This window comes from Bacillus sp. SORGH_AS_0510, from assembly GCF_030818775.1.
Classification (GTDB): Bacteria; Bacillota; Bacilli; order Bacillales; family Cytobacillaceae; genus Neobacillus.
On record NZ_JAUTAU010000001.1, the window covers coordinates 3333203 to 3359696 of the forward strand.

Annotated in this window: 27 protein-coding genes; 11 read left to right on the forward strand and 16 right to left on the reverse strand. The window is 37.8% G+C overall.

Annotation, left to right across the window (positions count from 1 at the left end; genetic code table 11):
- Window positions 1-158: 158 nt before the first annotated feature.
- The gene (gene hxlR / locus QE429_RS17065) at window positions 159-527 is read right to left on the reverse strand and encodes a transcriptional activator HxlR (RefSeq protein ID WP_307288629.1); all 369 of its coding nucleotides are present in this window, start codon (window positions 525-527) and stop codon (window positions 159-161) included.
- A 163-nt stretch (window positions 528-690) separates the two neighbouring features.
- Here hxlR and QE429_RS17070 point away from each other — a divergent pair, with 163 nt between their 5' ends.
- Window positions 691-1410 carry a 3-ketoacyl-ACP reductase gene (locus QE429_RS17070; protein WP_307288631.1) on the forward strand — a complete coding sequence of 240 codons (720 nt, stop codon included), beginning with the start codon at window positions 691-693 and terminating at the stop codon, window positions 1408-1410.
- A gap of 55 nt (window positions 1411-1465) precedes the next feature.
- Here the strand turns inward: QE429_RS17070 and QE429_RS17075 are convergent, their stop codons facing one another.
- Window positions 1466-1729 (reverse strand): hypothetical protein, encoded by a 264-nt coding sequence (locus QE429_RS17075; protein WP_307288633.1) that lies wholly within the window; start codon window positions 1727-1729, stop codon window positions 1466-1468.
- 117 nt (window positions 1730-1846) lie between these two features.
- On the opposite strand from QE429_RS17075, the gene QE429_RS17080 reads away from it, so the two are divergent.
- A complete protein-coding gene (locus QE429_RS17080) occupies window positions 1847-2230 on the forward strand; it encodes a hypothetical protein (protein WP_307288634.1) in 384 nt (127 codons plus the stop codon).
- 9 nt (window positions 2231-2239) lie between these two features.
- Here the strand turns inward: QE429_RS17080 and QE429_RS17085 are convergent, their stop codons facing one another.
- Window positions 2240-2746: a hypothetical protein gene (locus QE429_RS17085; protein WP_307288636.1), complete on the reverse strand. Its 507-nt coding sequence runs from the start codon at window positions 2744-2746 to the stop codon at window positions 2240-2242.
- A 165-nt stretch (window positions 2747-2911) separates the two neighbouring features.
- On the opposite strand from QE429_RS17085, the gene QE429_RS17090 reads away from it, so the two are divergent.
- Entirely contained in the window at window positions 2912-3112 is a 201-nt protein-coding gene (locus QE429_RS17090) for a hypothetical protein (RefSeq protein ID WP_307288637.1), read from the forward strand.
- A 3-nt stretch (window positions 3113-3115) separates the two neighbouring features.
- Window positions 3116-3412 carry a hypothetical protein gene (locus QE429_RS17095; RefSeq protein ID WP_307288639.1) on the forward strand — a complete coding sequence of 99 codons (297 nt, stop codon included), beginning with the start codon at window positions 3116-3118 and terminating at the stop codon, window positions 3410-3412.
- Window positions 3413-3470: 58 nt separating this feature from the next.
- On the opposite strand, the gene QE429_RS17100 is transcribed toward QE429_RS17095, so the two are convergent.
- Window positions 3471-3719: a hypothetical protein gene (locus QE429_RS17100; RefSeq protein WP_307288641.1), complete on the reverse strand. Its 249-nt coding sequence runs from the start codon at window positions 3717-3719 to the stop codon at window positions 3471-3473.
- 179 nt (window positions 3720-3898) lie between these two features.
- Here QE429_RS17100 and QE429_RS17105 point away from each other — a divergent pair, with 179 nt between their 5' ends.
- On the forward strand, window positions 3899-4765 hold the full coding sequence (locus QE429_RS17105) for a peptidylprolyl isomerase (protein WP_307288643.1): 867 nt from the start codon (window positions 3899-3901) through the stop codon (window positions 4763-4765).
- A gap of 165 nt (window positions 4766-4930) precedes the next feature.
- Window positions 4931-5968: an LLM class flavin-dependent oxidoreductase gene (locus QE429_RS17110; protein WP_307288645.1), complete on the forward strand. Its 1038-nt coding sequence runs from the start codon at window positions 4931-4933 to the stop codon at window positions 5966-5968.
- Between the two features lie 50 nt (window positions 5969-6018).
- Here the strand turns inward: QE429_RS17110 and rlmD are convergent, their stop codons facing one another.
- From rlmD to QE429_RS17125, 3 genes are all read right to left on the reverse strand, one after another.
- The gene (rlmD, locus tag QE429_RS17115; RefSeq protein WP_307290867.1) at window positions 6019-7386 is read right to left on the reverse strand and encodes a 23S rRNA (uracil(1939)-C(5))-methyltransferase RlmD; all 1368 of its coding nucleotides are present in this window, start codon (window positions 7384-7386) and stop codon (window positions 6019-6021) included.
- Between the two features lie 183 nt (window positions 7387-7569).
- The gene (locus QE429_RS17120; protein ID WP_307288648.1) at window positions 7570-8820 is read right to left on the reverse strand and encodes a helix-turn-helix domain-containing protein; all 1251 of its coding nucleotides are present in this window, start codon (window positions 8818-8820) and stop codon (window positions 7570-7572) included.
- Window positions 8821-9022: 202 nt separating this feature from the next.
- Window positions 9023-10732 carry a M4 family metallopeptidase gene (locus QE429_RS17125; RefSeq protein ID WP_307290869.1) on the reverse strand — a complete coding sequence of 570 codons (1710 nt, stop codon included), beginning with the start codon at window positions 10730-10732 and terminating at the stop codon, window positions 9023-9025.
- A gap of 266 nt (window positions 10733-10998) precedes the next feature.
- Here QE429_RS17125 and QE429_RS17130 point away from each other — a divergent pair, with 266 nt between their 5' ends.
- The 3 genes from QE429_RS17130 to QE429_RS17140 all read left to right on the forward strand — a co-directional run bounded on the left by QE429_RS17130 (window position 10999) and on the right by QE429_RS17140 (window position 12765).
- Entirely contained in the window at window positions 10999-11559 is a 561-nt protein-coding gene (locus QE429_RS17130) for a DUF4047 domain-containing protein (RefSeq protein WP_307288650.1), read from the forward strand.
- A complete protein-coding gene (sipW, locus tag QE429_RS17135; RefSeq protein ID WP_307288652.1) occupies window positions 11528-12076 on the forward strand; it encodes a signal peptidase I SipW in 549 nt (182 codons plus the stop codon). Before QE429_RS17130 ends, sipW begins: the two co-directional genes overlap by 32 nt.
- Before the next feature lie 74 nt (window positions 12077-12150).
- Complete coding sequence (locus tag QE429_RS17140; protein WP_307288654.1) at window positions 12151-12765, forward strand: TasA family protein; 615 nt, start codon at window positions 12151-12153, stop codon at window positions 12763-12765.
- 84 nt (window positions 12766-12849) lie between these two features.
- On the opposite strand, the gene QE429_RS17145 is transcribed toward QE429_RS17140, so the two are convergent.
- The 4 genes from QE429_RS17145 to QE429_RS17160 all read right to left on the reverse strand — a co-directional run bounded on the left by QE429_RS17145 (window position 12850) and on the right by QE429_RS17160 (window position 16835).
- Window positions 12850-13713: a carbohydrate ABC transporter permease gene (locus QE429_RS17145; protein WP_307288656.1), complete on the reverse strand. Its 864-nt coding sequence runs from the start codon at window positions 13711-13713 to the stop codon at window positions 12850-12852.
- Window positions 13710-14687: a carbohydrate ABC transporter permease gene (locus QE429_RS17150; protein ID WP_307288658.1), complete on the reverse strand. Its 978-nt coding sequence runs from the start codon at window positions 14685-14687 to the stop codon at window positions 13710-13712. Before QE429_RS17150 ends, QE429_RS17145 begins: the two co-directional genes overlap by 4 nt.
- Before the next feature lie 61 nt (window positions 14688-14748).
- Window positions 14749-16041, reverse strand: coding sequence for an ABC transporter substrate-binding protein (locus tag QE429_RS17155; RefSeq protein ID WP_307288660.1), 1293 nt, complete (start codon window positions 16039-16041; stop codon window positions 14749-14751).
- A gap of 167 nt (window positions 16042-16208) precedes the next feature.
- The gene (locus tag QE429_RS17160) at window positions 16209-16835 is read right to left on the reverse strand and encodes a DNA-3-methyladenine glycosylase (protein ID WP_307288661.1); all 627 of its coding nucleotides are present in this window, start codon (window positions 16833-16835) and stop codon (window positions 16209-16211) included.
- A 374-nt stretch (window positions 16836-17209) separates the two neighbouring features.
- Here QE429_RS17160 and QE429_RS17165 point away from each other — a divergent pair, with 374 nt between their 5' ends.
- A complete protein-coding gene (locus tag QE429_RS17165; RefSeq protein ID WP_307288664.1) occupies window positions 17210-17785 on the forward strand; it encodes a hypothetical protein in 576 nt (191 codons plus the stop codon).
- A gap of 177 nt (window positions 17786-17962) precedes the next feature.
- Window positions 17963-18703: a metallophosphoesterase family protein gene (locus QE429_RS17170; RefSeq protein WP_307288666.1), complete on the forward strand. Its 741-nt coding sequence runs from the start codon at window positions 17963-17965 to the stop codon at window positions 18701-18703.
- Window positions 18704-18787: 84 nt separating this feature from the next.
- Here the strand turns inward: QE429_RS17170 and QE429_RS17175 are convergent, their stop codons facing one another.
- From QE429_RS17175 to QE429_RS17195, 5 genes are all read right to left on the reverse strand, one after another.
- Window positions 18788-19435: a copper homeostasis protein CutC gene (locus QE429_RS17175; protein WP_307288668.1), complete on the reverse strand. Its 648-nt coding sequence runs from the start codon at window positions 19433-19435 to the stop codon at window positions 18788-18790.
- Window positions 19436-19657: 222 nt separating this feature from the next.
- The gene (locus QE429_RS17180) at window positions 19658-20575 is read right to left on the reverse strand and encodes a hypothetical protein (protein ID WP_307288669.1); all 918 of its coding nucleotides are present in this window, start codon (window positions 20573-20575) and stop codon (window positions 19658-19660) included.
- 292 nt (window positions 20576-20867) lie between these two features.
- Window positions 20868-23924, reverse strand: coding sequence for an efflux RND transporter permease subunit (locus QE429_RS17185; RefSeq protein ID WP_307288670.1), 3057 nt, complete (start codon window positions 23922-23924; stop codon window positions 20868-20870).
- A 505-nt stretch (window positions 23925-24429) separates the two neighbouring features.
- On the reverse strand, window positions 24430-25452 hold the full coding sequence (locus tag QE429_RS17190; protein ID WP_307288672.1) for an electron transfer flavoprotein subunit alpha/FixB family protein: 1023 nt from the start codon (window positions 25450-25452) through the stop codon (window positions 24430-24432).
- Window positions 25453-26280, reverse strand: a complete 828-nt coding sequence (locus QE429_RS17195) for an electron transfer flavoprotein subunit beta/FixA family protein (RefSeq protein ID WP_307288674.1) — start codon at window positions 26278-26280, stop codon at window positions 25453-25455.
- Between the last annotated feature and the right edge of the window lie 214 nt (window positions 26281-26494).

Consider the following 26494-nt stretch of genomic DNA (forward strand, 5'->3'; position numbering starts at 1 on the left):
GCTACGCTACATACCCGCACTTGTTTTTGTGAAAACGGACTCGTAGAAGCAACAACGAGATCTTTAATTGGGATATAACAAATACATCCATTAACAGTAACAAAGGTAAAGCAAAAAAAAGAGCGGTCCTATTTGCAAGGCCACTCGTACTTGAAAATTTATTTCGTATTCGCCTCTTGACGTATCAAAGGGTTCAATCCAGACGTTTCCATATAATCCTTTCCCCATTGGTACATCGCGTCAAGAATCGGCATCAAGCTTCTTCCTTGTTCAGTTAGGGAATATTCTACTTTTGGAGGAACAACGGGGTAAACTTCGCGTTTTACAATCAAGTCTTCTTCCAGTTCCCGCAATTGATTAACCAACATTCTCTGCGTGATCCCCGGCATAAGAGCTTTCAATTCACCAAAACGTTTCGTCCCCTCTTTTCCAAGATGCCACAGAATAAGCATTTTCCATTTTCCACCGATCACGGAAAGTGTTAGTTCTTTTTCACAGTTAAATGTCTTTTCAAGCATTCTTGACATAACTTTTCACCTCAATGGTTATTATATCTTATAGTATACTTTTTATCACTATGTATGAAAAAAGTGCGTACTTTTAATAAATAAATATAAATCGTATACTAGCATTTACTGTCTTTCTATTAAATAAACTATTTCAATTTGTAATTATTTTAGGAGTGATAAAATGATTTCTTTAACTGGAAAAACTGCCATCGTCACAGGTGCAGGAAGAGGCATTGGACGTGCTACTGCTATCGCCTTAGCAAAAGAAGGTGTTCATTTAGGACTAATCGGCTTAAATATGTCTAATCTTGAAAACGTTGCTGCTGAACTTGCTCAATATGATGTAAATGTTTCTGCTGCAACAGCAGATGTTACAAATCTTGAATCCGTTACACATGCTGTTGATCATATCAAATCTGACTTAGGGCCAGTTGATATCCTAATCAACAATGCAGGTGTTGCTAAATTTGGCGGGTTCCTCGATCTAACACCTGACGAATGGGAAAAAATCATCCAAGTCAATTTAATGGGTGTATATAATGTAACTAGAGCGGTATTACCAGGTATGATCGAAAGAAAATCTGGAGATATAATCAATATTTCTTCATCTGCTGGTCAGAAAGGTGCACCTGTAACTAGCGCTTACAGTGCTTCAAAATTCGCTGTCTTAGGGTTAACAGAATCACTTATGCTAGAAGTAAGAAAACATAATATCCGTGTGTCTGCTCTAACGCCAAGTACAGTCGTAACAGATTTAGCCATTGATACCAATCTTGTTAAAGGCACTGAAGAAAATGTAATGCAACCGGAGGATCTAGCAGAATTAGTCGTAGCTAGTTTAAAACTTAATCCAAGAGTTTTCGTTAAAACTGCTGGACTATGGTCCACAAATCCATCATAAAACAAAGCAGATCCCTAGGGTCTGCTTTGTTTTTATTTAAGCAATTATATATGTATCAGTGATACATGGACAATACTCTCTCTAAATCGGTAATTAACTGATTCACTTCGTTTTTTGCTAAGTGTACAGGCATTTGATCATATAAAGTGATAATTTGCCCATCCTCTTCATCTTGATGTTTTTTTAAATAATGATAAACATTATTTATCTGGTTTACCTTAAGAACCGACTCTATTTCGAAATCCTTCACTCTCTGTATGGAGAATTCATTCATAGCCGAATCAAATTCACCAACAATAATGGTCCCTTGCACGAACATATTCTCACTCCTCCTTCATTTATGTTAGTTTTCCCACTATACTTTTATTAATAAGTCCTAGTTCGTTGCATAAAATTTAGACAGGGACTATCATGGGTTCTACTTGGGGGGGAGTTTATGTTTAGATTTTTTTCTTTTAGAAAAAGACAGAAAGATATTAATATAAACCCTCTTATAGTTTCAAAACTAGATCAAATAATTGAACTGCTAGAAAAACAACAAAAAGAAAATGATGGAGGAAAAAATATCCATTTTGATCATGTACAAATTGATTATCTAGAAAACATTGTCTTCCGGTTAGACAATATTGATATTGACGAGCTAAGTGGAAAATTGATAATAGGAAATAATATTTCCACCAAAAAGGACTTGGCGAGAGACCTAGACATAAAGATTAATAAAAGTAAGGCAAAAAATGATGCAATGTCAGAAACTAATCCACCTAATCAAGAAAGTATAGAAAATACTTCTAAAGGTTTTCGTTTCCGAAATAATTTCTAATTCCCATGGTTATCCCTTTTCGATATTAGCAATTTTTATGTCTTGATCCTCAATAACGGCATCTATTAGATCAGGGTCATTAGTAACATTTAAATTATTTAATAACTGATTTTTGTTTCCAAAAATATGCCCTTGAGAAAAATTTATTTTTTCATTGGCGTCCATCCCGGTTACATGACCTTCTCCTACAAATACTGTGCTATCAGCCATAGAATTGACCTGTAAATTATGGAGTGAGAGGCTAGATGTATGATTTTCATCACAAGCATTTTCGAAAGAAATATTAACATCACGGTCATCAATTGGTGTATCAATAAAATCAGGATCACTTAATATAGAAATATTATGAGAAAGAATATTTGATTGGCCACTTATACTTCCAATTACACTATTATCTTTTCCATGAGCACTCCAACCGGTCGCATTATTACTTTCCCCTATAAAGATACCAGACTGTCTTTGCATAGTTTGGACCTTAATATCCCCTATAAAATTAAATTGTGAGGATTTCATCATATCCTAATCACCACATTTTTTTATTTAATACAAATAGTTATCTATACATTGTACCTTATGTATTGGGAATTAGAATGGTGACATTCACCTAGATACCTATGAATATTCGTGTCATTCGCCCATTTTTTGAATAGACTAAATTTGAAAGGAAAGGAGAAACTGCACATGATCGAGCTCACGTTCGGGAATATTTCAGTAGGAAACATTAAAACCTCTTCTGGTGTCTTCATTGGTAAAAAAAATACACATAAAAATTTTAGAAGCTCAAGGATTGTAAACGAGGGTGTTGGAGCTTTAATTGGAAATGAAAATAAACTAAATAATAATTACTGGGTGAAACATAAAGAAAAATGGGAGGGTGAATAATATATGTCTAATCCAATTTTATCGCCCACATTTCACATAGGGACTATTAAAATCGGTAGTATTGAAGGCGCTTCTTGCTTTAGTATTGGAAACAATTTTATTGAGGACTTTAAAAACAGCAAAAAGCATAACCAAGGATTAGGAAATATTCATGGTGATCGAAACTCCTTTGACCATACTCGATCTTGGTTAACAAATAACGAACATGACTTTTTAAAAAGAAAAAAAATGGAGAAGAAAAAAAGGCAAGAAGAAAAATATAAAACGATGGACAAAAATGAACAACAAACCCTAGTTTAAAAAAGGGTTTGTTGTTTTTATTTACATAACCTGGGTATATAAGCCACAAACCATCGTCCTATAAATTCCCACCAACACTTGGTTTATAATCTTGATCAAAGATTACACCATCCATAAATTCAAAGCTATCCGCATTATTGGAAATATTCCCTGATATTACATTCAGATAACCATAAATACCCCCAAATCCTAAATTATACTTTCTGTTTGCATCCATTCCTGTTACTACCGATTCACCAACAAAAATTGCAGAACTTGGTTGAGGGGAATTGATATTCATAATTCCTAGATTTATTACTGATGGCACTCCTTTTCCCCCTTTTGTTGTCATTTTTCCATTCCTGTATCATCTTATGTTTGTTCATTAATGAATGTGAGGAAAAGCATTTGTTATGGGAGTGTTCACAGCTTGTTCATGGATTATTCATATTCTTTAAGTATGATAGTTTTGACCTTTAGGTAGATTATTAAATTAGGAGTGTTAAAATGAAAAAACTAATTCTTACAGGTTTGATTATAAGTGCTTTGGGGTTATCAGCATGCAGTAGTACTAATAGTACTGTTGTGAAGTCTGATGCAGGGAACATCTCACAAGATGAACTATACCAGGCAATGAAAACAAAGTATGGAACTCAAACACTTCAACAATTACTTGTGGACAAGGTCCTTTCAAAGGAATATAGCGTTTCTAAATCAGAAATCGATACGGAAGTACAAAAATCAAAAGAGCAGCTAGGCGATCAATTTCTCACCACGCTACAACAATATGGTTATAAAAGTGAAGATGACTTCAGAAAAAGTGTAAAACTAAATCTATTAGAGAAAAAAGCGGTGCATAAAAACATTAAGGTAACGGATAAAGAACTACAAGATGCCTACGCTGCTTATAAGCCGGAAATACAAGCTCGCCATATTTTAGTTGCCGATGAAAAAACAGCAAATGATATTGAAGCCAAACTTAAAAAAGGTGAAAAGTTTGAGGATTTAGCAAAACAGTCTTCCACAGATACCGCGAGTGCTAAAAAAGGCGGAGATCTTGGATGGTTTGGTTCCGGTGCAATGGACCCGGATTTTGAAAAAGCTGCCTTTGCATTAAAACAAAACGAAATCAGTGCTCCAGTCAAAACGCAATTTGGCTATCATATCATTCAAGTAACGGGAATAAAAGAAAAACAATCTTTTGATAAGATGAAAGATACCCTGACAGATCAAGTGAAAGACTCAAAGGTTACTCAAGACATGATCATGAAAGTACTAAAAGCTGAATTTAAGAAGGCAAATATAAAAATATCAGATAAAGATTTAAAGAGTGCTGCAGAGTTTGCCTCACCAGCAGCTACAGCAAATTCATAACAATTAAGTGAACAAAAAAGCCATTTGTGAAAATCAATTCCACAAATGGCTTCTTTTATTTACATACATTTTTATTTTTTCAACAAATAATAAATTCCATTTTAAAAAAATTGAATAGAATTAAACAAAAGCGATTTTACATCATCGTGGAGGAGTAAAAATGGGATGGAAATTGGAATCTACACCTTAGCAGATTTAAACCCAAATCCACAAACAGGCAGAACGATCAGTTTTAAGCAACGAATAGACGAAATTATTAAAGCTGCAAAAATGGCGGATGAAGCTGGACTTGATGTATTCGGTGTGGGAGAACATCACCGATTGGATTATGCAGTGTCCACACCCGCTGTCGTCTTATCAGCGATTTCACAAGTCACCAAACAAATTAAGTTAACAAGTGCTACGATCGTGTTAAACACCATCGACCCTGTACGATTATTTGAAGATTTTGCGACACTTGATCTGCTATCAAATGGTCGTGCTGAAATTATTGCTGGCCGCGGGGCTTTTTTAGACTCCTTCCCACTATTCGGATATGATCCAAAGAATTATGACGAATTGTTTGAAGAACACTTGAAGCTTTTATTACATCTAAATGTGAGCGAAAAAGTTACATGGAATGGCCGCTTCCGGTCCTCATTAAAGGATGCAGAAATTTCACCACGTCCTATTCAACAAAAAATTCCAATATGGACGGGTGTCGGAAGTTCCCTTGAAAGTGCAGAACGAGCAGGTAGATTAGGAATAGGATTAGCAATAGTCATGCTAGGTGGGGATCCAAGCGAATATAAGCCGCTTGTTGACTTATACCGAATAAGTTCTGAACAAGCTGGTCACCCAAAAGAAAACATAAATGTGGGTGTTACAGGACACGCTTTTATTTCAAAAACGAGCCAGCAGGCAATTAAAGAATTTTATCCGTATCATTCTACTTATTGGGCTCATCTTAATCGGCAACAGGGTGTCAAAAAGACTTTTTCAAAAGAAGAATTTAACCAGATGGCTGGCAAAGAAACAGCCCTGTTTGTTGGAAGTTCTCAGCAGATAATTGAAAAAATATTGACCCAATACGAGCTATTTGGTCACCAGCGCTTTATTGCACAAATGGACATCGGCGGAATGCCGTTTAAAAAAGTGGCCGAAAACATTGAGCGGTTGGCAACTGAAGTCGCACCCGTAATACGAAAGGAAACTAAACAATAAGTGTTACTACTAAAAAATAAAGGCACCCATTATGGATGCCTTTCTTACTATTAATCTTTTCTGATTAGTAGTGAACAACACTCAACGTGCACAGTATGCGGGAATAAATCAACAGGCTGTACAATCTTTAATTCATATCCGAATGGCTCCAGTTCCTTGATATCTGTAGCAAACGTGTCTGGATTACAAGAGATATACACAATTCGTTCTGGTTTCGCCCGTCCAATTTTCCTCATCACTTTACCACCTGCACCTGAGCGCGGGGGATCTACCACTAATAATTCTGGATGACCAAAGCTCTCCAGTACTTCATCAATACCATTTCTAGCATCCTTGGCTAAGAAGTAGGTATTCTTTAATCCGTTATCCAATGCGTTACGTTTTGCGGATTCAATGGAACTCTCTACAATTTCAATTCCTGCCAGTTTTTCTACTCTGTTGGCAAAAGGAAGAGAGAACGTACCTACCCCACAGAAAAGATCAATCATTTTTTCCGTTTTCTTTGGTTCGCCCATTTCTATTGCTAGGTCAACCAGCTTCTGTGCTTGTGTTGGATTTGTTTGGAAGAACGTATCAAACCATAGACGGTAACGATAGCCATCCATTTCATCGTAAATAAAATCTCGTCCAGCTAAAACATGAGTTTTTTCTGATTGTGTGCGGTCAGCCCAGTCTGTATTTTCTAGCCATAACAAGCTTTTAACTTGTGGAAATTTCTGTCCGATTCTTTTCACTAAATCAGCAGCCGCCTGCTCTAAATGGGCATCCGGCCCCTCTGTTGCAAAAAGAGCGAGCATGATTTCACCCGTCGCAAAAGACTGTCTTACCATTAAATGACGCAGCAGTCCTTCATGTAGGTCTTTGTTATATCCAGTTAATTGGCGGTCTTTTACCCATGCTGCCACTTCCATCGCCGCTTCTACCATGTCTTTCCCGGCAATCAAACACGATTCAAGGGAAATGATTTTACGGAAGTTCCCTTGTTCATGCAGCCCAAGAGAACCATCTGGCGCAAATGTAAACTCCATTTTATTTCGATAATGCCAAGGTTCGTCCATTCCCAGCGTGTCTTGCACAAGGTCCGGATTAAAGCCTTGAGCCTCAATTGCCAATTTCACATGACGAGTTTTTTCCTTTAGCTGTCCGCTATAATCCCAATGCTGCCAAACACATCCGCCACATTTTTCAAAATGAGGACATTGTGGTATGGTTCTTTCTGGATTAGCCGCAATGATTTCCTCCGGCATCGCTTTTCTACGCCTTCGATCCGGTTGGTCAACAATGACACGAACCTTTTCACCAGGAAGAGTTTGCGGTATGGTCAGCTTTAACTTACGTTTATTTCCCAGCTCGTTTTCAAGCCACTGAACTGCTTGTCCGGAACCTTTTTCATCTAATCTATCTATTTCAACTAGCATTTCTTTTGAAGTTGTGACAGTCAATCGTTGTACCCCCTAATGAAATTCTTACTATATAAAGACATTATTCATAAATATCTATTATGCCATATTTTTTCGTTGGAAACACTAAACTAGTTTAATAGACTTTTAGTAAAATGGGAATTGGTTCATTCCTGGTAGATATTAGCAGAGATAAAAAATTTATTCTACGTCCTCTAATAATAGATTGGAGACTTCAATCGCTTTTTCAAACTCTCCGTTCTCTACATATTTCGTATATAATTCCTTACCATAGCGTTTCATTAATACATTATGTTTACGTTCGATAAAATAAGGAAGGGCTGTTTTTTCTATGTAATGAAAATAGTTAGCATCGTTTTTATCGATTGAATATAACAGAAGTTTTAACAATATTTGATAATGACGATTGTTCAATGCTTCTGCCGCTGTTAAGCCTCTTTGGATATTGGTTTTAAGCACCGACTTTCGCAAAAGTTCCCCTTTAATACTACTTTTTAGATAGTTAGTTAAACGTTGTATATACAATACTGACCCTTTCTCTGCCATCTGCAGCGCCTCTTTAAAATACATTTGGGCATTTACAAAATCTTTTCTTTTAAAATACTCATATCCCAAATTATTTAGTAGCATCCCCTTCTTATCAGGGGCATTCAGTGCTTCACTATCATTAATTAAATTAATATAGGCATTTCTGATCTCTTCGAACTCAACATGAATATCGTTCCCTACTTGAAGAAGCATCAATGATTCCGCATTAATGGCTCGCAAAAAATTACTTGTTTCTTTAAAATATCGGAGTGCTTTTTCCGCATACGCATATGTCATTACCTTTGAATCAATCCAATAGTAAGCTACAGCTAAGTGGTAATAATATTCTAGATTACCATATGTATCGAAATCAATTTCCTTTAAAAAGTGTAATGCCTTATGATGGTTCTCCGTACTTGAGTTATTATAATTAGAGATGTAATAAATCCCTAATACATGGAATAATAGATTCTTTTCAAACGGTTGAAGTTCAAGTTCGTCATTTTGCAAAGCTTGTAAAATATCATAGGCTTTATTAAATTCATTCTTTAAAATATAATATCTTGCAAGTAAAAGTTGATATAACTGGACATATTTAGGGGCGTTTATGAACGGGGTTTGATCGAATTCGCTTTTAAAGGCTTCTACTTCACTCATTCTAATTTTGATGATGGCGTTGTGCCAATTATTTAGATTCTTTTCAAACATTTCAAAATTAGCTATTTCTTGTTTGATATCAATATTTAATCGTTCTGAAAATAACGAAATTAACTCTGGAGAATAGGAGGTTGAACCTCGTTCGATTTTACTAACATGCTTAGCAGTGCAAATCCCTTTTCCAAGTTCTTCTTGTGTGAGTCCCGCTTTGATTCGGTAAAATTTAATTACTTCCCCCTCAAACATGAAAGCTCCTCCCTATCAATAATTTTATATAAATATATAACAGAGTTACCTAGATTCCATCCTTCTAAAAACACATATTATTAGGTAAGTTCGAAAAACTAATTAGTCCTTTCGAACTATTCTTTTCTATTAATACAGATAATTAGTAATACACAATAAAACCATGAACAGCCCAGCTGCTCATGGTCTTATAATCAAGCTATTACTCTACTCCTACAGAAGAATAGGCATCCATAACTGCTTGCGTCTGTGGAGATGGAGCTCCATTTTTGTCAGGGTAACTATCTCTAGCAGCTTGAATGGCCGCTTCACGCATTTCTTTAAATCCAGAAGAAGGTGTTAAATATTTGGTTAATGCACGGTAGTAAATTGCTTGGGCGGTAGCATTGCCGAGTCCTTTAATCGTGTATCCGTTGTTTGTTCCGCCCTTTGCAATTAAATAAGCAGCTTTATTATTAATACCACTATTTATATGAACGCCGCCATTATCTAATGTACCTAAATACCTTTCCTCATAAGTATCTGGATAGTAACCTGAAGGCATATAAGTTGTACTGATGCGTTTTGAGCCTGGATCACTTAAGGAACGAAGTCCGCCATCACCTGGTATATTAGGCGTGTAAATATCTTCTCCCATTTCCCAATTCGGATCTGTAGTATCTATAGTTTTATAATCTGTATATGCTTGAGCTAATTGTCCAAAAATATCGGCTAACGATTCATTAATAGCCCCAGACTCATTTTTATAGGTTAAATTAGCCGTATTGGAAATAACCCCATGTGTCATTTCATGCCCGGTTACATCTAGACCGCCTGAAAGAGAGCCAAGAGTAATACCATCCCCATCTCCGTATAACATTTGCTTTCCATTCCATGCAGCGTTATTCCACTTTGAACCAATGTGAACCGTACTCGTTAATGACATTCCTTTACCATCTAAACTATTACGTTTAATGGAATTTTGATAGTATTTATTAATTTTATCAGCATTGATATGGGCAGAAACCGCAGCAGGGTCATAGAAAAAGTTAGTCGAACTTTTCGTTTGTACCTCAAATCCTGTGAATCCTAACAATGCAGAAAGGAGGATAAAGCTTGTTTCTGGCATACGATGACCATCATAAGTATTTAATAACACAGTAGTAGGACTGGATACAGATCCTGTTATTGAAGCACCATGTAAATAACTTGTACCAGTGCTTAGATCTTTTACCGCCATAAACGATTGCATCTTTCCGAATGCATCAAGGCCTTTTCCTGTAACAGGAGTAACTGCTGGTACATCAGCATAGTCAATCGCATTAAAGCTGTCCACCACTTCACCGTTGGTAGCGTCTACAAAATAGTGGAAGTATCCCGGAGCAGGGACAGAAGTTGAAGCTTTTACTAAGTATGTTAAATAGTACTTGCCTTTGTATGGATAAATGGTTAATTCAGAATCAATTCCATCATATCGGTTAACTGTACCAATTTCTGCTTCTACACCTTTTTTTGCTATATTTAATGCATCTTCTTCAGAAATAGCTGCTTCTGTAGGAATAATCGAACGACTTAAACTTCTCGTTACTTGTCCAAAGGAAGCATAAACATTATTATTCGCGTCAAGAGCGACAGTTTGTCCTGAACCATAGATCGGAATTCCTTTGTACTGTTCAACGGTTTTCACATGATACGTATTAGTCGTACTGTCTGTTTCTGAACTAACTATTTTAAATTGATCCCCAGTTGAAGTTGACTTGGTAAGTGAACTTTCTACTTTTGAGTTGAGAAACGCCTTGACAATCTCTTCCTTACTTAAGCCATCATAATTCGTTGCTGCACTTACTGAATTTGCAAAAATCGGTAGAGTTGAAAGGCCCCCACCAAATGCTACCGTAAGAGCCATTACTGCTGGAATAGCTTTTTTCCTCATTCTTTTTGCCATCTTCTTTTTCAAAACCTTCACCCCTTGATCCAATTTGTTGTTCAATTGCAAGTTAAATTATTATGAAAATTCAAAATTAAATCAATATCTCGAAGTCGGGTTATTTATTGGAGGGATTTTAATCGTTTTTGCATCTACAGCGGGTTGTTTCGACAAAAAACTCCCCGACTTTTTAATAAAAATAACACGGTTTCAATTTTCAGATAACTCAGTGATAATGAATTCCATCAGAGCTTGAGTAAAGGAGTGAAAAATTGAGACCAATCATTAAAAAAGGCATTCTCATTCCGTGTCTTTGTTCCATTCAAATTTATCTAGCGATGCAAATAATTGGACAAACAGAAGCTACCTATACTTCTCAGGTTCCCGAGCCCGTAACTTTATCCGCCGCTTTTGTTTTTCCGGAAACAATTAAACAACTAGAAAGAGAGGCAAAAGAAACCTCCTCTAATCTGATTCAGTTATATAACTCAATTTTGACTACATCCTTAGAAGGGTCAGCTTCTGAGTTATCTACCAAACTAGTCGAAGTTGATAAAACAGAACAAGATATCAAAATTCAATTAATGAATTTACAGAAAATCCATGAGGAGCTTAAGTCATATAATGAGCAAACCAAAGTCATTCCGCAATCATATCAATTTGTAGCAAGCGGCTATCAAAATGTCGCTCAACTTGTCCGTCAAGTAAACGAAACCATTCATTTTCAACAAATAGATGAGATTAAATCTTCAATCCATTCAAAATTAGTAGCTACTAATACAAGTAAGGAGGTGTCTATGAATGCAAAAGAAGATCCTGTCCATAACAAATAGTTTAGTGAAAGTTCTTTTCTTTATAATCATGTGTTGTTTAGCATTTGTCGTTATTTCGTCAAAGCTTACTGGTGGACAAGCAACTCTATTTGGTTATCAGTTCAAAGCTGTATTATCTGGTTCGATGGAACCTACTTTTCTGACAGGCTCAATTATTGCAGTAAAAGTTGGAGAAAACCCGACAAGCTTTCAGAGAAACGAGGTTATCACTTTTCAAATGGGAAATAAATTAATTACCCACAGAATAGTAACCGTACATAACACTAATGGTGAAATTTCGTATACCACAAAAGGCGATCATAATGATGGCCAAGATCTATGGACCGTTTACCCACAAAATATCATTGGAAAATATTCAGGATTTACAATTCCTTACGTAGGTTATGCAATGAACTTTGTCAGTTCCAAAGCTGGTGCCTCACTTTTATTAATCATCCCAGGTCTGTTATTAACACTTTCCGCACTACGAAGCTTTCTTCAAATAAGAAAAGAATTTGAGCAAGATCTAGCAAGATAACTTCGATTAGATCTCCAGAGTCTTCTTAATGATTACGATGGAGTTTAATAAAAAACACTAAAAGGGGAATTAAGATGAGTCTTACTAAAAAAATGAGTCAAGTGGTTATGAGTGGAGCATTAGGATTGTCATTAATTAGTGGAGGAACTTTTGCGTATTTCAGTGATTCTGTAAAAACAGATAATACGTTTGCATCGGGTACACTAGATCTAGCCCTAAACCCGAATGCGGTTGTAAATATCGGTAATATCAAGCCGGGTGATGAAGTTTACCGTGAATTCACTTTAGAAAACAATGGGTCTTTAGATATTTATAAAGTCTTGCTGAACACTAAATATACGGTGGAGGATGTAAAATCAGATAATACGGATGATTTCGCAAAGCATATAAAAGTAACCATCATGTATAACACAAGTTCTGCAACCAACCCTGTCGTTGAAACTACATTGTATGATTTGCAAAACCAGACTCCAGATTTAACAGCTATTAATGAATTCGTGGGAAGTACACAACGTCCGGATGGAATCCCTCCAGGTCAAAAGGAAAAGATTTTTGTATTATTTGAGTTTGTCGATAATGGACAAGACCAAAATCAATTCCAAGGGGACAAGTTAAAAGTGGATTGGACATTTAATGCAGAACAAGCTCCTGGAACCTATTACGATGATACGGATGATAGCAGCAATTAAACTATAAAAATAAAACCACCAAATTTGACTTTTTTTGGTGGTTTTTAGTATATATATTGTTTCCTAAGTCATGCACTTAAATAGTTACTCCTTTAACCCTGCAGATAAATTAGACCCTTTAATAAAATAGCTTTGGAACAAAAAGAAGATGAGAATAATAGGAATCAACACCATGACTGACATGGCCATCAAATAGTTCCATTGGGTTTGAACACTCCCTTTAAAAGTTTGAAGCCCCAGTTGCAATGTATAAAGCTTTTCATCACTTAGGTACAACAGTGGAGTTAATAGGTCATTCCATGCCCCAGTAAAGGAAAAAATGGCAACTGTAATTAATGCTGGCTTAACGAGAGGCATAACGATAGACCACCAAATTCGAAAATGACTTGCCCCGTCTATAATAGCAGCCTCACTAAGTTCATTTGGGACGGTCATCATAAATTGGCGAATCAGAAAAATGTTAAATGCACTTCCTAAAAACGCAGGTACAATCAACGGTAGATATGTATTGACCCATCCTAATTTAGAAAAAAGAATGTACTGAGGAATTAAGGTCACAAAACCTGGAATAATCATAGTCGAAAGAACAAGAACAAAAAGAGCATTTCTTCCTTTAAATCCTACCTTTGCAAACCCATAGGCGACAAAAGAGTTGACCAATACGTTTCCTACTGTAGTGGCAACAGCAATTAGTAAAGTGTTCATACTCCATCTGGTAAAGTTTCCCGTCTCCCATGCCTCCATATAATTGGAAAAACGGAAATGCTCTGGAAAAAAAGACGGTGGATATTGCAAAATCTCCTGCGGGGATTTTAAGGAAGTGGAAATCATCCACCAAAGTGGTGTCAATAATACCATGCTACCTAATACTAGAATGATGTATACAACCAGATTTTTAAACTTCCCTTCCTTCTTAAGGTGAAATTTTAATTCTCCAAAAGCTTTCACTTTCCATCCCCTCCCTCATAATAAACCCACTTCTTCCCTGCTTTTAAATTGATAACGGTTAACACCATAATAATAATAAAAAGGAACCATGCCATGGCTGAAGCATATCCCATATCAAATGATTTAAACGCATTGTTCCACATGTGAAGATTATAGAAGAGCATAGAATTAGCTGGACCGCCACTGCCATTTTGGGTCATCACATATGCTTCTTGAAAAATTTGAAAAGAACCGATTGTACTGGTAATAACATCAAAGAAAATGATGGGTGTAATCAACGGAAGGGTGATATGAAAGAACTTTTGCCTACTGTTCGCTCCATCTAATTCAGCGGATTCATACAAGGATGGTGAGATACCTTGCATTCGGCCGAGATATAATAACATCCCGCCTCCCACACTCCACATTTTCATCAAGATTAGAGCTGGTTTTGTCCATTTAGGATCGAATAGCCAGTTAGGACCTTCGATACCAAACATATGTAAGAATTGGTTAACTAATCCTGTAGAAGGGCTTAACAGTTGCATCCATAAAAAGTAAACGGCTACACCTGAAAGAATTGCTGGAAGATAAAAAATGGTACGAAAAACTTTTATTCCTTTTATTTTTTGATTCATTAAAACCGCAGCAAAAATCGCCCCTGCTGTAGTTAAAGGAACAGAAAAAATAACATAATAGAAGGTATTCCACAGGGAAGTCCAAAACATATCATCCAGGGTGAACATTTTATTGTAATTTTTTAAACCGATAAAATTCATCTTTGAGGTAATATTGTAATCTGTAAAGCTTGCAAAAAGGGCAAATAGTAAAGGCCCTGCTGTTAAACCTACAAATCCCACAAGCCAAGGTAAAATAAACAGATATCCCGTAGCGTTTTTTTTCCATTTAAATCGGGAAGCGTTAGAGGGAATGGCCGCTATAGAAGCCTTTTGGGTAAGTTGAATTTTGGGTAGTGTTGTATCGATTTGCTTCATTTCGCTTTAACCTTCCTTTCTTTATACAGAAGAGAAGCACGATAGCTTCTCTTCTCGCCTACTATTTCCTCATCTTTTCTACACCCTTTTCCGCATTCTCCAATGCATTCTCAGGTGAGCTCTTACCTTGAGTTGCGGCCTCTATTATCGGATTAATCCGGTTTTGATAATCAGGATAATGAATGGGAACTGGCGACATCGTGGTGTATTGTAACGAGTTAACCGCTTCTTGATAGACTATTTTTGAATCACCCGTTAAATCCTTCAAAGCACTTTCAGCGCCCTTAATATTAGCGACATTATCATAATTCTTTTCAGCCCAATATTTTTGTGCTTTTTCACTGGTCAAATATTTTATAAATTCAACTGCTTCTTTCGGATGTTTGGCACCTTTAGGAACCTCGGCAACAAATCCGCCTCCATCACTCCAATGCTTACTATTCCTAACAAAAGAAGGAATTGGGGCTACACCAAAGTTCATCTTCGTACCTGAATCACGGATTTGTGTATAGAATGTAGCCACATCTGTATACATAGCAACCTTTCCTGCAATAAACGGATTGGCTTGGCCATTACTGAACTCAGCTTGATATTTTTGAATTGTTTTATCCCCGTAATGCTTTTGCCAATCGGCCAACCATTGTAATGCTTTTACTTTATTAGGTGTATTAATTTTTAACTGTCCATTTTCAATATAACCCTTACCGTTATCGGCATTTTTTAGCCAGCTTGGCGCTCCAAAGCCCCCAAACAATGGATAAAACCCGATTCTAGTATATTGCCCGTCTTGCTTTCTATCGAGTTTTTGTGCATAGCCCTCTAATTCTTCCCACGTTTGAGGCGGTGCATTTGGGTCTAATCCAGCCTCTTTAAAAGCATCTTTATTATAGAAAAGCAATCTGGTATCCGTGGTGAACGGAACAGCGTAAGGCTTCCCTTTATATAAAACGGTATCCCATAAATTCGGGTAGAATTGCTTTTTGAAGGTATCTGCTTTTATGTACTTTGATAAATCTTCTGCTTGATTGTTTTCCGCGCGCTGGGCCACACTATTAATATCATTAATGACAACGTCTGCAGGATTTCCGGCTGCTACTGCGGCAAGATTTTTGGTCCAAATATCTCCCCAAGGTATAAATGTATGTTTCACAATGATTCTATCTTGTGATTGATTAAAATCATTAACGATTTTTTCAATGACCGGCCTTCTTGTTTCTGAGCCCCAAAAGGTCCAAAAGTTGACTACTACCTTTCCTTTGGTGTTAGCCGCTTCCGTTTTACTGGAACAGCCTGATAGAATCGTTGATAAAATGAGGATTACTACTAATAAAAAACTACTAATCTTCTTTGTCATTTGACCATGCCTCCTTAGATGTTTTTGTTTTTTAATAAAAAACAACCCGATTACACTAGGAGGAATACCCAGGTATTTGTCTAATAAACCTACTAATTGTCAAAATAGGAAGAAAGTCTGAGAATCGCATGTAGCCAAGGAGAGTTTCCTAGCCAACAAAAATTGCATCAGTAAAATACATGTTCGGCCTTTTGATGCCTTGAAACAAACTTATTATTAGTAACCCAGAAACGCCAAGGATATTCACGGGCTTCGCCAGAATTTTCAATTCCAATTCTTTTTCCAGCAGAAATACTTTCTGGTCGGTAGCCTTCGGCAAGATATAAAGGGGGAATGGTTAGCGAGTGTCCATAGTCCTCCATTGTAATACCCAATGATTTTGTCAGTTTGCCGGGTCCGTTGGTCAATCTTGTCAGATCTTCAACGCCTCTTCGGGTTTTCATAAAATCGATGCCGTTGAGAGGCTCCAGAGCGCGTACCAATACAGCTTCAGGTTTTTCCTCCCCTCCGCTAACTACATTGAAAAGGCAATGGGTATGCATTAAATAAGTATAGGCCAGTCCGGAACGATGGAACATAACCTCTGTTCTTGGAGTCCGTTTGTTGTTATAACTGTGTGCCGCCCTGTCATCAGGTCCGATGTAAGCTTCTGTTTCCACAATGTATCCAGCCGTTATACCCTCGTTCGTTTCTTTTACAAGAATGCACCCTAACAATGCCTTTGCCAATTCAAGAGTAGGCTGTTCAAAAAATGAATCAGGTAACGGAACAATGTTATTTAAAAAATCCTTCAATTGGTTTACCTCCATTCGCTAGTACTTTTCTTCTTTTTATATATTTACCCGTGTTTCTTTTATTTAGGCTTTTTCATTAAAGATTGTTGTTATTGAGGAAGATTCTATGGAAATTCTTAATTTGAACAGTGATTATCATAGATCGATAAAGCAGTCAGAATACCGCTCTATTTCGTACAGACATCCTCGAAGATAAGTCAAGATTGTCAACATACTAGTTATGCTTGAAGGTTAGTTAAAATCGTCCTTTAAATTTGGAATAAATTATACAGAAAGCACCAAAGTTTAAGAAAGGAGCTTTTATTTAATAGGCAGCTTGGGAATATTACAATAAGGTCACTTGCCTTACCTTTTAAGAAATGGGAGGAAAATCAATGGGAATTGTGACGGTAGCAAAATTTCATCTATATAAAGAGAAAATATTATCTCTACAGTTGCCGTTATCCGATCATGACCTATTAAATTCAACTTATTTATTGGAAAAGGATGTAGAGAAAAAATTAGAGGTCTATTACACCCCCTTTGATTATATAAATGAGCACGCAAAGGTGGTCCTAGCAGGCATTACACCGGGACTTCACCAAATGAAAAAAGCTTATACAACTGTTATTGAGAATAGACATTTAAATGACGAGGAACTACTTCATCAAGTAAAAAAAAGTGCAAGCTTTGAGGGATCAATGAGAAATAACCTTATTTCCATGCTTGATGAACTTGAATTGCCGGGATATCTAGGCATTTCATCTTCAACCCAACTTTTCAGTGAAGCTAGTCATCTTGTTTACACTACCTCCATCCTCCCATATGCTGTATTTTACAATCACCAAAATTTTAACGGTTCACGGCCCAATATATTAAAAACCGACATGCTATTGGCCTATGTAAAAAATTATTTTATGAAAGATATCCCTAGGATTGAAAACCCATTGATTATCCCTCTGGGTGTGTGAATGTTAGTAAAGTTCTTACCTATTTTTGTAATGAAACACCTATTTTGAGAGGATTCCCTCATCCTTCAGGTAGTAACGGCCATCGGCACAGACAATTCCGTGAGAATAAAGAGGAGATGAGAAGACAAATCGAGAACTATTTTATAAACCAAACCATTCGTTAGGAGTATAGTACATATGGAAAAAATCGCTGTCATTTCAGACATTCATGGTAATATCCCCGCACTAAAATCGGTACTAAGTGATATAGATTCTAGAAACATTAAGAGAATTATTTGCCTAGGTGATTTAGTAGGAAAAGGCCCCCAATCTAGTATGGCCATACAACTAATTCAAAAGCATTGTGAACGTGTGATTAGAGGAAATTGGGATGATTTTTTTCCTAAACCCCAAGAATCGGCAATGATTAAGTGGCATCAAAACCAATTAACAAAAAAACAAATGGATTATTTAAAAGACCTCCCCTTTTCCGTTGAGTTTTTGATGAGTGGAAAACTAGTCAGGATGTTTCATGCTTCACCAAGAAGTGTGTATGAAAGAATTCAGCCATGGGATTCACTTGAACGACGTTTAAGTATGTTCGAAAACAATGCAAACACAGAAAATATAGAAGGAAAAAGGGAGCCGGATGTCGTTTGTTATGGAGATATTCATAATGCTTATCAGCAAAATATAAAAGGGAAAACTTTATGCAATGTCGGCAGCATCGGTAATCCACTTGATCTCCCTCAAGCCTCCTATGCCATACTTGAGGGAACATATAACCAAACTGAAAAAGGTGTGTTTTCGATACAGCTTGTTCGTGTACCATATGATATCGAATTAGCAATCCATTTAGCAAAAGAAGCGGGAATGCCTGAGCTGGAAGAATATATTCAAGAATTAACCTCGGCAAAATATAGAGGGTTAAATAAATAGTGGAATTATTATAGGCATGAATTCGAGTAAGTCTCGAACTCATGCCAAAGAGGGTTCTAATCATACGCGGCCAAATTTTCGTGTTTAGATCAAATCCAGTTGCCCTACTATTTTTGTCCCGTGTACTTCACTTATTTTAAGCTTACTAGCAATAAAACTTAGGTTTTTGTCTGTAATTCCACCACCGGGCATAATAATGATTTTATCTTTTGCATAGTCCACTAATTCTTTTAACCGGTTTAGGTTTCCTTCGATTGAACTTGATTCTGGCCCACCGTGAGTTAAAATCCGATTCACACCATGCTCAGCAAGCCAATCAATAGCTTCAAGTTGATATTCAGGTTTAATATGATCAAATGCCATATGAAAAGTTACATCAAGCCCTTTCGCGGAATCCAACAACTGACCGAAGGAATTCTCATCAATCCAACCAGACTCATTTAAACAGCCAATTACCACTCCGTCTGTCCCTAACTGTTTGAAATGGACAATGTCATTTTGCATAATCTCGATTTCTTCATTGGAATAGATAAAGTTCCCACCTCTGGGTCTAACCATGGTCATTACCTTCGTATGGTGAAGGTGACAATATCTAATAGTTTTTGCAGCTACCCCGTGACTAACAGTGGTACCCCCTATTGACAGATTGTCACATAGTTCAATTCGGTTTCCACCTCGCGCAATAGCCATAGGAACCCATGTAAAATTTTCAACACAAACTTCTTTAAGCATACAAACACACCTTTTTTGATTATACGTATAAGAATCTTCACAATTACATTAATAATATCACGGTATTGATACCAACACCCCAAAACCAAAGAAAAACACACTCTCAATTAGTGATAAGTGTGTTATTAAATCCCCTAATTATCTTTATAATAATCCTTGCATTTTCGAAGATTCATTGAGCAATAGACTGCTAGGTTGGAAAAATTTGTATTTAGAATTTTATCAGCCTTTTTTAGATTTTCGTTTTCTATTACGTTTTCCACTGCTTCCATGACTACCACTGCTATCATCACTATGACTACCACTGCTACCATGACTACCGCTGCTCGCATGACCCTTATTTTTGCATTTTCTAGGTTGATTGAGCGAGATATCCTCAACGGAATGGGAGAGGTTATCAAGAATACCGATGATAGTATTATATGGTGCTGGTCCTAGATTATAGAAATTACTAAAAACATCTGTAACAATCAAGTCTCCTGTGTTTTCATCCTCATCGATTCCCGCGACTCCCACAGGTAAAGTATAGGTTTTAAGAATCATGCCGGTATTAACATCCACCGCAAACAGTTGATTTCTAATCTCTCCTGCATCTGATAGAATGACTTTTTTTCCGCCAAGGTCACTCGGGCGGGCAATAGCAAGGGTATCGTTCCCGTCTATAGATGGATCTCCTTGGAATGGAATTTCTATTATTTTTATGACTTTACCGTTACGGGGGTTAAGATTGTAAAAACGACTGACCAAAACTTGTTGCTCCGTCTCTGGATCATTTTTTAAAATTGGTAGGTAAACGGCTGCCCATAGTGTACAATCATCTGGGTCCATGTCTAAAGCACCGATCCCGGGCCCATTTACTCCGCCAGGATCTGGGATTGTAAGTATCTCTTCACCTGTAAGTGGATTATTCTTATGAATGAATCCATCGCCAAAACCTCCCACTCCGGTTACCCTGGTTGTCCAAATAAAACCATCAGACGGATCAAAAGCGACACCTCTTCCATTCCCATAGGTTCCGTTTCCTGGAACAAAAGTGGAGATAACAGTGTCTGTCTTTAGATCCCATACACGCATCGACGCAGCACCTGAAGCTGCAAAATCATAGGCCCACAGGAGACCCTTTGATAAAATATTCCCCATGCTGAATCCTCCTTTGCCATTTTTTAGTTAATCATTTGAAAAATCTTAACTATAATAAACTATTCAAAATACCAAAAAGTAACAAAGCAGTTGTCCCGACTAAAAAAGAAATATTTTCTTACTCAATTTTTTTCTCTGGGATTTACTCTATATTTTTTGGAAATTCTTACAACAATAACTCTATTGTTTATATTAATTTTTCTATGTTTTATTTTTAGTGGACAAAACTAATTGAATTTTTTATAAAAATAAGAGAAGTGCTAAAAAACACTTCTCCCACTACAAATATTCATTATTTCAATAGCCCCGTCATCTTGGAAACACTTCTTGCAGCGCTAGTCACTGTTACTTCATTCTTTCTACTAAATCTCTCCTTAATAGATCGTAAAATATGATAGGTGGTTGGTACAATCACCAATGTTAACAACGTTGAAGTCAGCAATCCAGAAATAACCACAATCGCCAAAGACCTTGAGATTAATCCACCTTCACTGGACAAAGCTAAAGGTAACAGCGCACCAATTGTCGCTAGCGCGGTCATCAAGATCGGGCGAAGACGTGTCTTACCTGCTTCAAGCAAAGCTGCTTTGATTTCCATACCCTTTTTCTCATTTTGCTTTACTCGTTCCATTAACACAATCGCATTGGTCACCACAATTCCAATTAACATAAGGAAGCCAACCAATGCTGGCATACCGAGTGCTTGATTCGTCAGATATAAGCCCAACAATCCGCCAGAGAACAAGAATGGCAGAGAAGACAAGATCGACACTGGCATTAACGTATTTCCAAACGCGACAAGCATGACGATAAATACGAGCACAACTGCAACCGCCATCGCAATCGTCATATTTGTAAATCCTTCATTCATTGCTTGCGCTTGGCCTTCTGAATGATAGGTAATTCCCTTTGGTAAGTCTAACTCTTTCAGACGCTTATCGACCTCTGCCTGCACACCAGAAGTATTATCCGTCGTGATACGGCCAGAAACCTGGACATATTGCTGTTGATTTAATCGGTACAATGCAGAAGGACTTGGCTGCTTCGTAAGTGTCGCCACATCTGATAAAGTGACTGGAACCCCCATCGGATTCATGATTGTTTGGCTCAAGATATCATTAATGGATTGGGCTGGGTCTCCCGCCAATAATAAATTTACACTGGTTGTTTTCCCATCTACTTGCATGTCACCCACATGATCGCCTGAAATCAACTGTCTAACGAAGCCTGCAACCATAATAGGACTTAACCCTTTTTCTGCGGCTTTTTGGTCATTGATTTTCAATTGAAGCTGTTCCTTCACGCCAGAGAGGTTCGATTCGACATTTTCCAAACCATCAATATCTTTAATTTTATCTACAATCCGTTTACCGGCAGTCTCTAAATCTTTGGCATTTGCTCCCTCGACCATTAAAGCTAAACCGCTTGTTCCAACGATCCCCACAGGAGCGAGTGCGACTTTCATTTGAGCGTCCAATTTCTCTACTTCTGTTCTTACCTTTTTTTCAAAATCATTGGTCTGTTCCTTCGTGATGTCATCCTTTAAATCTATGGAAAAACGAATATGCTCCCCATTCACAATTGTTTGCACATTTTTAATTTGTTTTTCTTGAGCTAGCACTTCTTCAACCTTGACAGCGAGTTCGTTCGCTTTTATCAGTGAGGTTCCAGCTGGTAAATCCCCAGTTAACCGATAAGAAACAGCTTTTTCCTGTGGTAAAAAGTTCTTTGGAATCATCGGAACCAGTGCGAGCGATCCGGCAAACATTACCACTGCTATTACTATCGTAATCGCTCGTTTATTTAAGACCCATGTCAATGTATGCTTATACGCTTTTTCAAACCAACTTTCTTTCACTTCTTTATGCTTTATCTTCAATAAGAATAATTTTGCCAACAACGGTACAACCGTTAGTGAAACAATCAGTGAAAACGCGAGCGCCACGATAACTGTGATGCCAAACGGTGCAAAGAAGCGGCCAATAATTCCTGGAACAAAGGAAAGTGGACCAAATACGGCAATAGTTGTCAGAGTGGAGGAAGTAATGGCACCTCCAACCTCTTTGGCTGCCGTTAACACCATTCGCTCATCGCGTCTTGTGCTCGTTAAAGTTCGACGGTATACGTTCTCAATGACTACAATGGAGTCGTCAATGACCCGTCCGACAGCAACCGCGATTCCAGCCAGTGTCATCATGTTTAAGCTATAGTCCAAATATTTCATGGTGACCATAGAAGCCAAAATTGATAATGGAATGGATAATACGGCAACAATCGTTGCTCTAATATTTCGTAAAAACAAGAACGTCACAATAACCGCAAACAAGGTACCTAGCAATACCTCACGCAGCATTCCATTAACAGATGTTTTGACTTCTTTTGAGGTATCATATAATTTGGTTAATTTATAGCCGGCTGGAAGGTCTAATGCATCCAACTTTTCCTTTGCCTGCCCCACTACTTCAACCGTATTGGAACCTGCTTGCGCCTTCATTTCAACTAAAACAGCCGGTTTTTCGTTTAAGCGAGTATAAACGGTTTCCTTTTTATTGCTATAGGAAACGTCGGCGATTTCTGACAAACTGACCTTTTGGATACCAGTCTGTCCTTGTGCCAAAATTTGAATATCCTGTACATCCTTTACCGAACCAAGCTTGTAATCAGCTTGAACATTTAGTGTTTTATCCTCTACATTCATTTGACCAGCAGGAAAGGAAAAATGGTGAGCTAAAAATGTTTGTTTGACTGTCTCATATGTAATCCCGTAACTCTTCATCTTTCCCGGATTAAGTTTGATCGCTACCTGCTTTTCTGTCTCACCAGAAATCTCAATTGTACCTGCACCATCGATTCCGCTAAGGGCCGGCTTGATGTGTTCATTAATATACTGAGTTAAGTCGGATTGATTAGCTGTTTCTGAAGAAAGAGCAAACTCAAATACTGGTGCGGCAGCTGGACCGTCCTTTAGAATTTGCGGTTTCTCCGCACCTTCCGGGAGCTTGATTGAAGCAACTGCTGTGGTCACATCTTTTTCCGCTTCGTCCATGTCCTTGCTCATTTCAAATTCGAGAATTCCAACAACTACATTGCTATGTGCTTCAATATAGAGATTATCCAGTTTCTTGATTCCAGACAAGGTCGTTTCCATTGGCTTCCCTATATCCTCTAATCCTTGTTCAGGGGTAGCTCCAACATATGGAACCTGTACGATGATATACGGAATATCGACATTCGGCATCGACTCCATCTTCATCGTTTTAACCGAATAAATACCGCCTGCGATCACCATTAACATGGCGATAAAAATAACCCCTGCATTCTTTAAAGAAAATTTAATCCACGATTGCATATTTACTTTCCCCTCCGTTTTTCGCTTTTCACTTGATCTCTTTTTTCATTATAGGTTTTCTACCCAACTTCCAGCCTCGGGCGGGTGTTGTAAAATGATCTAAGACTAGAGACCTAGAAATGTTTTCCAGTATACTTAATCAAACTCCTAAATAACTACTTTTAGTCAAAAAGCACCAGATGTATAGACGGGAAATTTGGAAGTATGGTTTCATAAAATTATCCATTTTTTTCGAACACACAAAAAAAGCCGCCCCGCAGTTGGAGCAGCTCTTAAATAAATGGCTCATTTCTAAGACATTGATACTTTCGTCTTCCTTGGGAAACTCGTTGTAAACTAGCTCAAATAGACGGAAATACTCCGCTTATTGGTTAATCTTCTAAGGGGTAATCCATTAGTCAGCTTTTTCGCAGTGTAGCTTAGATTCTAAATGAATAAGCCTTCCCTTTTATACGATGTTTTAGTAGACACTTAAATAATTATATACCCACATCAAACTCTTATTTTATTTCAATACCTTATCCTTAGAAAGTGCATGTTTAAACTGTTCGATCAGTATAGGGACAATCTCAAAGGCATCGCCAACAATTCCATAATGGCAGTTCTGAAAAATAGGAGCTTCTTTGTCTTTATTAATGGCAATAATTAAACCGGAATTTTTCATTCCAACAATATGCTGAATGGCACCCGAAATGCCAATTGCAAAATAAATCTTTGGCGTCACCGTCACGCCCGTTTGCCCTACTTGATGTGCGTGATCAATCCAACCCGCTTCCACCACATCCCTGCTGGCACCAACAGCTCCTCCAAGCGTTTCCGCCAATTGGTGTATTAACCGGAATCCCTCGTAGCTCCCTAATCCTTTTCCACCTGCCACAATTATGTCGGCTTCGTCGATTCTTACTTTCTTTACCGTTTCCTTTACAATTTCCAAGACTTTTGTCCGAATATCATCTTCTTTTAAGGGGATTGTTTCTTCGACAATTCTTCCTGTTCTTCCCGGCTCTGGTTCCAATGCCTTCATCACTTTGGCACGGACTGTCGCCATTTGAGGCCGATATTTTTTACATAAAATAGTTGCCATTATGTTTCCACCAAAAGCAGGACGGCTCGCCAATAATAACCCGGTTTCCTCCTCCACATCCAACTCCGTCGTATCCGCTGTCAAACCCGTCGGCAGATCGGTAGCTACCGCGCTTGCCAAGTCTTTGCCTGTTGAAGTCGCTCCGTAAAGGATAATTTCTGGTTTATGTTTATCACTACACTCTAACAGTGCCTTCATATAGGTTTCGGTGCGGTAATGCTTAAAGATCGGTTGATCGTATACATACACGGTATCTGCTCCATATTCAAATACGGTCTTTGTTAAAGATTTAACATTTTCTCCGATTAGAATACCCGCCAATTCGACTCCCCGTTTGTCTGCCAGCTTTCTTCCGGCACCCAAAAGTTCAAGGGAAACAGAAGCAACCTCTCCATCCTTTTGTTCAATAAATACCCAAACACCTTTGTAATCTTTGAAATCCAATTACATGCCCTCCTTTGTTTCGAACAGTTCCTTCTTTTCAAGCAGGACAGAGAGCAATTGCTCTACTTGTGCTGTTGGGTTGCCTTCGAGGAACTTTCCCCCTGCCGGCTTTTGCGGTGCCCATACTTTTGAGACAATCGTTGGGGATCCCTTCAATCCAAGCTGTTTAATATCCACACCTTCCAGATCGTCAACAGACCAAATATGTGGCTGATATCTGGCAGCTTTTATCATGTTCGGAAATGGGGAATACGGCACTTCATTGATTGTTTTTTCCACAGAAAACAAACACGGTAATGTAGAACGGACCACTTCATATCCATCCTCCAGCTTGCGATGGACAATGGCATATCCTTCTTCTTGGTTGATTTCCACGACTTTATTTACCGAAGTTAACGGTGGAATATCGAGTCTTCTCGCTATTCCTGGTCCGACTTGACCGGTATCGCCATCGATGGACATTTTTCCACAAATGATCAAATCTACGGGCTTTTGTTTTGCGATTTTTTCAATTGCCTTGGTCACAGCATAGCTCGTTGCCAACGTATCGGCACCCGCAAACCGGCGGTCGGTAATCAAATAGCCTTCATCGGCCCCGATTTCAATACACTTCTTAATCGCGGTAACTGCTGGAGGAGGCCCCATCGTGACAACAGATACAATCCCTCCATATCTTTGCTTTAAACGAACGGCCTCTTCAACAGCATGCGCATCATACGGATTCAATATCGCAGGCGCGGTTCTGCGGTCCATCGTATTTGTTTTTGGATTCATCTTAATAATTTTGGTGTCAGGTACTTGCTTGATACAAGCTACAATATGCAGCATTTAATCCCTCCCTTTTAATAACAGCGTAAGCGCCTTGGTCAGCCCCGACAGGCAAATGTTCTTCGGCAAGAAAAGTCTCGGCCCTTTGACATTTATTGCCGAAGGTTATTTGACCCGAGGGGCTAGGCGCAGAAGCTGGACAATTCTCGAAGTCGAATTATACATTCTTAAAATGTCAAAAACACATATTCTCTTTACTTTTACTTTATTAATA

Bases quoted from the DNA above. Each gene is read 5' to 3' on its own strand.
- hxlR (WP_307288629.1), bottom strand. From the start codon at position 527: ATGTCAAGAATGCTTGAAAAGACATTTAACTGTGAAAAAGAACTAACA.
- QE429_RS17070 (WP_307288631.1), top strand. From the start codon at position 691: ATGATTTCTTTAACTGGAAAAACTGCCATCGTCACAGGTGCAGGAAGA.
- QE429_RS17075 (WP_307288633.1), bottom strand. From the start codon at position 1,729: ATGTTCGTGCAAGGGACCATTATTGTTGGTGAATTTGATTCGGCTATG.
- QE429_RS17080 (WP_307288634.1), top strand. From the start codon at position 1,847: ATGTTTAGATTTTTTTCTTTTAGAAAAAGACAGAAAGATATTAATATA.
- QE429_RS17085 (WP_307288636.1), bottom strand. From the start codon at position 2,746: ATGATGAAATCCTCACAATTTAATTTTATAGGGGATATTAAGGTCCAA.
- QE429_RS17090 (WP_307288637.1), top strand. From the start codon at position 2,912: ATGATCGAGCTCACGTTCGGGAATATTTCAGTAGGAAACATTAAAACC.
- QE429_RS17095 (WP_307288639.1), top strand. From the start codon at position 3,116: ATGTCTAATCCAATTTTATCGCCCACATTTCACATAGGGACTATTAAA.
- QE429_RS17105 (WP_307288643.1), top strand. From the start codon at position 3,899: ATGAAAAAACTAATTCTTACAGGTTTGATTATAAGTGCTTTGGGGTTA.
- QE429_RS17110 (WP_307288645.1), top strand. From the start codon at position 4,931: ATGGAAATTGGAATCTACACCTTAGCAGATTTAAACCCAAATCCACAA.
- rlmD (WP_307290867.1), bottom strand. From the start codon at position 7,386: ATGCTAGTTGAAATAGATAGATTAGATGAAAAAGGTTCCGGACAAGCA.
- QE429_RS17120 (WP_307288648.1), bottom strand. From the start codon at position 8,820: ATGTTTGAGGGGGAAGTAATTAAATTTTACCGAATCAAAGCGGGACTC.
- QE429_RS17125 (WP_307290869.1), bottom strand. From the start codon at position 10,732: ATGAGGAAAAAAGCTATTCCAGCAGTAATGGCTCTTACGGTAGCATTT.
- sipW (WP_307288652.1), top strand. From the start codon at position 11,528: ATGCAAAAGAAGATCCTGTCCATAACAAATAGTTTAGTGAAAGTTCTT.
- QE429_RS17140 (WP_307288654.1), top strand. From the start codon at position 12,151: ATGAGTCTTACTAAAAAAATGAGTCAAGTGGTTATGAGTGGAGCATTA.
- QE429_RS17150 (WP_307288658.1), bottom strand. From the start codon at position 14,687: ATGAAGCAAATCGATACAACACTACCCAAAATTCAACTTACCCAAAAG.
- QE429_RS17155 (WP_307288660.1), bottom strand. From the start codon at position 16,041: ATGACAAAGAAGATTAGTAGTTTTTTATTAGTAGTAATCCTCATTTTA.
- QE429_RS17165 (WP_307288664.1), top strand. From the start codon at position 17,210: ATGGGAATTGTGACGGTAGCAAAATTTCATCTATATAAAGAGAAAATA.
- QE429_RS17170 (WP_307288666.1), top strand. From the start codon at position 17,963: ATGGAAAAAATCGCTGTCATTTCAGACATTCATGGTAATATCCCCGCA.
- QE429_RS17175 (WP_307288668.1), bottom strand. From the start codon at position 19,435: ATGCTTAAAGAAGTTTGTGTTGAAAATTTTACATGGGTTCCTATGGCT.
- QE429_RS17180 (WP_307288669.1), bottom strand. From the start codon at position 20,575: ATGGGGAATATTTTATCAAAGGGTCTCCTGTGGGCCTATGATTTTGCA.
- QE429_RS17185 (WP_307288670.1), bottom strand. From the start codon at position 23,924: ATGCAATCGTGGATTAAATTTTCTTTAAAGAATGCAGGGGTTATTTTT.
- QE429_RS17195 (WP_307288674.1), bottom strand. From the start codon at position 26,280: ATGCTGCATATTGTAGCTTGTATCAAGCAAGTACCTGACACCAAAATT.